General features: G+C 45.1%; 6 protein-coding genes. All 6 read right to left on the minus strand.

Features of this window, described 5'->3' with window-relative positions; translation table 11 throughout:
• Positions 1-432: 432 nt before the first annotated feature.
• The 6 genes from F9K33_16200 to F9K33_16225 all read right to left on the minus strand — a co-directional run bounded on the left by F9K33_16200 (position 433) and on the right by F9K33_16225 (position 5,362).
• Positions 433-1,323 (minus strand): tyrosine-type recombinase/integrase, encoded by an 891-nt coding sequence (locus F9K33_16200; protein ID KAB2877543.1) that lies wholly within the window; start codon positions 1,321-1,323, stop codon positions 433-435.
• Positions 1,324-1,533: 210 nt separating this feature from the next.
• On the minus strand, positions 1,534-2,097 hold the full coding sequence (locus tag F9K33_16205; GenBank protein ID KAB2877544.1) for a hypothetical protein: 564 nt from the start codon (positions 2,095-2,097) through the stop codon (positions 1,534-1,536).
• Positions 2,098-2,122: 25 nt separating this feature from the next.
• Positions 2,123-2,329, minus strand: a complete 207-nt coding sequence (locus F9K33_16210) for a hypothetical protein (GenBank protein ID KAB2877545.1) — start codon at positions 2,327-2,329, stop codon at positions 2,123-2,125.
• A 164-nt stretch (positions 2,330-2,493) separates the two neighbouring features.
• Entirely contained in the window at positions 2,494-4,044 is a 1,551-nt protein-coding gene (locus tag F9K33_16215; GenBank protein KAB2877546.1) for an FAD-dependent thymidylate synthase, read from the minus strand.
• 70 nt (positions 4,045-4,114) lie between these two features.
• Positions 4,115-4,498, minus strand: a complete 384-nt coding sequence (locus tag F9K33_16220) for a four helix bundle protein (protein ID KAB2877547.1) — start codon at positions 4,496-4,498, stop codon at positions 4,115-4,117.
• 84 nt (positions 4,499-4,582) lie between these two features.
• Positions 4,583-5,362: an enoyl-CoA hydratase gene (locus tag F9K33_16225; GenBank protein KAB2877548.1), complete on the minus strand. Its 780-nt coding sequence runs from the start codon at positions 5,360-5,362 to the stop codon at positions 4,583-4,585.
• Positions 5,363-5,431 lie beyond the last annotated feature (69 nt).

Consider the following 5,431-nt stretch of genomic DNA (forward strand, 5'->3'; position numbering starts at 1 on the left):
AGCGAGTAGCGAAGCGCTCGCTGGCTTAAAGCGGTCGAGCAACAAGAACAAAAGTATGATCAAAGAACATTTACTATCAAACTCTGAAAGCGTAAAGCCTCGTATATTCTGGTCATGGCGGATAACGACTGTCTATACGCAATTGCGTGTGTACGACGAAAAACGGGCGGTATGCGCAATTGTGTGTGTGTTGATTATATTATTATTTATTGATGCCCTTAATGAGCCATTTCGTAAGTTAAATGCGTATTTGTATTCGGCGGCCTTGAAAAAAAAGCTGTTGAAACCGGCGTTTGCGACATAAAATTCAGCGAAAGACATGTTTGAGTCCCGAATTGTCGGGACGAGTTCGGTTTTCGCAACCGGTAATGGAAACGTGGGTTTAATCATTTTTTTCACAGCCTTGATTTTTCTTTGGTTACTTTCTTTGCATCAAGGCAAAGAAAGTGACACTCTCTCCTTATTCTCATAAACAGTATATTCAGTCAAAACCTCACTAACCTTAAAGAGTTTCTCAATCGGGCTTTCGATTTGAGACAAATTACGGTTACTCACATGCGTATAGATCTCGGTCGTTCTGGAACTTTCATGCCCGAGCAATTCCTGAATGTAACGGAGATCGACACCGCTCTCTAATAAATGCGTTGCAAAACTGTGCCTCAGCGTATGCACCGTCGCATGTTTTCTGATCTTGGATAACTTCAACGCCTTCACAAAAACATTCTGCACGCTGCGTACGGAGTAGCGATCGCCTTTGATTCCCTCAAACAACCATTCTGCCGGGCAGTACTGTTTATAATATTCACGCAACATCGTTAAAACGGCCGGAGACAAGATAGTGTAACGATCCTTCTTCCCTTTCGCCCCGCGAATGTGCAGAAGCATCCGTTGGGAATCCACATCTCCGATTTTAAGATTGATCACTTCGCCGATGCGAAGCCCTGCCGAATAAATTATATAAATGAGGCATTTATGCTTTAGGTTGTCGATCATGGAGAATATTTTTTTCACTTCGTCCAGACTTAAAACCGTCGGCAACCGATCCTCCCGCTGCGGGCGTTCCAGATGATAGGTTTGGCGCGGCCTGCCCAGAACCGTCTCAAAATAAAATTTCGCCGCATTGACAGTCTGGTTCTGGTATGACGACGATATATTCTTTTTCACGATCAAATAATTGAGGTAAGAATGAACATCCGCATCGGTGAGGCTTTCCGGTTTTCTCGAAGGGAAATACTCAAAAAAAAGCTTCAAATGGCTTTTGTACGCTTTGATCGTGTGTCCGCTGTAGCGGCGTAATCTCAGAAGTTTGATAATTTCATCCATGACAGGATGATCCGTAATTTTAGTTTGATGAAAGGCTTTTAGCCCGATAGCCCCGATAAAACTTAGATAAAGTTTTCATTATTGTCAATAAATTATTAGCCGGCCATTCAGGTCAAGCGGAAACCATTTTTCTGAAATAAAAAAACTCCCGCAAAATATCATCTGCGGGAGCGTTACAGGCCAAGGTCACTGAACTCTATCTGCCGCGTCCTATTCGGTTTCAACTCCCGCAGCGGCTTCCGATTTGCGCTGATCAACTCTTTCAATATGCCGGATGATCGACGCTTCAAATCGGGCAATTTTTTCTTCGGCCAGTTTAAGTTTCTCTTCTTTTTGTTTCAACGCATCGCCTTTTAGCTGGCCGGATCTTTTGCGCTGTTCACAATTCGCTTTGGCTTTTGCAAGTTTCTCCTGCAGGGCAGCCAAACGATTTTCCTGCGCGGTTATTCTTTCTTCACCCGTCATGACATTCTGATGGAGACGTTTTCTCGATTCCATGGAACGCTTCATTCCGAATCCTTTTCCGTCCTTTCCGTCTTTATTTCTGCCGTAACCTTTGCCTTTGGCGTCATCCGGCTTATTGCCCTTTTGTTCCGTTGCGTTCTCGTCTTTTGCTTCAACTTTTCCGGCGTCGCTCTGCACGGCTTTTTCTTCCTGAACCGCTTTTTTCCGTTCCTCTTTTTTATCATTGCCTTTGTCGGCGTTTTGCGTAAACCCGCTGTGGCCAACGACGAAGAACAACGACAACATCATGATCCAAATAAAATTTTTCATAAAATGTTCCTGTTTGGGTTAAAATTTAGTCTTTTAGAAGATCATCCACTTCTTTTTCAAGTTGGTCCCCTTCGGATGTCAATTCGTCATTCGCTTTGCCGAGTTCCGTGTTCAGTGAATCCACCTTCACGGCTTCTTTCTTATCCATTTCTTCCGCCTGTTTGGCTTTGGTATCGCACGCGGAAAATGAAACGAACAAGATCATGATGAAAGGAAAAAGTATTTTTTTCATACGATCTTTCCATTTTTTTTGTTGATAAATAAGGTAAGTTAAGAAAAATTAGTAAAAATAATCATAACCTAAAACAAAAAAAACTTTTCTTTTCGGCATTCTTCTCCCTTTTATAGGGGGTTAGGTGGATTTGATTTCTCCATAGCAAAGGGACTAATGGGTTGTTAAATGCTCCTCTGATAATCCTTGATAGGAATGGCCCAAACACGCTCCCCGCAGAATCGCGCTCCTTCAGGACAATACGGCCTGATGTCCGCCAGCAGTCGAATGCCGCACGGCGGCAACAAAAATTTTCCAATCTGCGGATTGATCTCGAGGATCTGTTCCGTCTCATCAACCGATGCGCGCCAGATCTCTTCCTGCGCGAGATAACATAATCGCATGGACATTTTGTGATGCAGATTGAGCAGATCGGATGATTCGGTAAAACGAACCGATACCGCGTTCGGCAGGAGATACATGATAAATTCCTCCGGCGCATCGAGCGCGCGAAGACGCCGCATCGCCTCCCACGTTTTCGACATCACTTCCTCGTAATATTTTTTTACTCGAGCGTCCTGTTCCACCAAGATCGGCGTAATGTAATCCGGTTCGTCCGTCGCGTGCGCGATCATGATCGGCCGCGAGCCGGGCGTCATACGATGCCGTTGATCCTGGGAATCCGCCGCATGACTCAGTTTTTTGCGAAAGGTGTAATGCGGATGAAAAAGCGTGCGCGATAATTTGGATAACGTCGTAAGATTCAGCGATTCGCCGAAAAGATTATTCTTCGAAGGATCGAGAACGAGCCGGATCGCTTCGCCGTCGGAAATCATGTCTCTGGTCGCGCCGAGAACTTCACGCACGCTTTGCGCGAGCGTTGCCTCGTTGCTGTTTTTATAGTCGGCTAATTTGGAGATGCGCCCGTCGAGATTTTGATCAAATTCGTCGAGGAACGTTTGCTGTTTTTTTGTTTTGTAATAATGCTGATGCTCTGCAAAAAACTGATATTCCGGCGTATCTTCGAGCGGCAGTTCCTCCTGCAATACGACTTTGTACATCGGATCCGCTTTGATCAGCTCGTGAACCATTTTTTCAATGACGATCTTCTGTTCGAGCGGCGTGTCAAACTGGTTGGATAAACGGTGATAACGTAGCAGGGTGATGCCGCTGATGGTGTGATACATGTAAGCGAACGCCGCAACCGGAATGACGTACCGCGCGATCTCCTGACATTTCTTTTTGATTTCGCCTGCGTATTTTTCCTTCGCATTCACGCGCGAAGGAAACCGTTTGAAATACGCGTCTTCCGTGACCGGGCGCAGAAGCTCATTCATTTTGCGATACGCCGCCATTTGATAATCGATCGTTTCACGGTAAATGGCGAGCGCTTCGCCTTTGAGCGGCGGAATTAGAAAGCTGCCTTCTTTGATCTCGACGTAACGCTGGCTCACCTGTTCGGAATTATAATACGGATGGCTGTGAAGGAAACTCCAGATGAATTGGCGGGAAATATTCGCCAGCTCGAACTGAAAGTACGCGTGCGAAAAAACCGTATGATGTCCGGCCTGGTACACGCTCTGCGCAAGCGGAAAATGTTTGTCCGTGATCTGTTCGTCCCGCACAATCCCTTTGGAGGAGTAACAGGTGCGCGCGGTGGCGATCGCATTCTGAAAAGGCGTACTGAACGACTTCGACAAAACAACGTGCGGCGCTTCGGAGAGAAAAGTGTTCAAAGTATGTAACTAATAGTGAGGTTGAGTAACTAATTTTAATGAAGAACACTAAACAAAAAACACAAAATATCTATGTTTTGTTTGACAACTTATTTTTGCGGGCGGTTTCTATACTCTTCACGAAAATTGAAATCAATTCTTTGCATTCGGCAATACTTTTCTCTGATTTTGAAAGATCTTTAACCAACGGTTTCATTTGGATAATTTGTAATGCTACATGCGTTTCTTTCAATTCTTTCAGGCAAATTTTCATCTTATGAATAAAATCATCCCGCGATTCTGCAACCTGAGCTTCTCCATAATTGAATGCCGGAGAGGTTCCTGAACGAAGCAATTGTCCGGCAATATGATTTCCCGTCCGCGTATTAGGAAGTTTTTCGCCAAGGCTAATGATCGACAGTGAAAACTCGATCAACCGCTCTTCTAAATCATATTTTTCCTTGCTTTCACGCATCCTTTTTAATTATTCATTTCTTGTTATGTGTTTTTCATTTTTTCAGAGGCCTGCGATGAGACGGTCATTCAATTGGCAATCATATCACGAGTTCGTCCACTTCGGTTTTCTTTTTTCGTTAAAAGCTTTCAGCGCTTCGAGTCGGTCGTGCGTCGGTATGACATCGTTATAGCATTGGTTCTCGATTTCCAGTCCGTCTTTTAAAGATTGATCAAGTCCGAGACGAACGGCTTTTTTGGCAAGGCGAACGGCGATCGGAGCGTTAGCATTAATTTCCTCAGCGAGTTTTATAGCTTCGTTGTGCAGCGCCTCTTCGCTCACGACCGTGTTACAAACGCCGAACTGCAAAGATTCCTGCGCGGTAAATATGCGCGCCGTCAGAATCCACAGCAGCGCATTGGAATAGCCGATGAGACGGGGAAGCCTTTGCGTGCCGCCCGCGCCCGGAATAATGCCGAGCGACGTTTCGCGTAAACTGATCTTGACGTCATTTGAAAAAATTCTGAAGTCGCACGCGAGCGCAAGTTCACATCCGCCGCCGTACGCGATGCCGTTGACCGCCGCGATCGTGGGAATTTCCAGATCGCCGATCTTGTGAATTGTTCCGCCGATCACGTGTTTTACAAATTGTTTCACGTCGGATTCGTTCATACTCTGCCGCTCTTTAAGATCTGCGCCGGCGCAGAAATTTTCCAGTTCGGAACGTAAAATAACCACGCGAGCGGAACGGTCGCTTTTGATTTGATCGCACGCAGACGAAAGTTCGCCCAGCAGTTCCCCGTTAAGCGCATTGACTTTCGGGCGATGTAATCCGATTGTTATAATGCCGTTGTTGTTCTTAAATGTAAGATGTTTGTAATTCAAAAATTATTCTCTCTATAATGAGTAATGAATAGTGAATAATGAATAATGGCAGAATGCTTTTTCTATGAC

This window comes from bacterium (assembly GCA_008933615.1).
Classification (GTDB): domain Bacteria; phylum CLD3; class CLD3; order SB21; family SB21; genus SB21.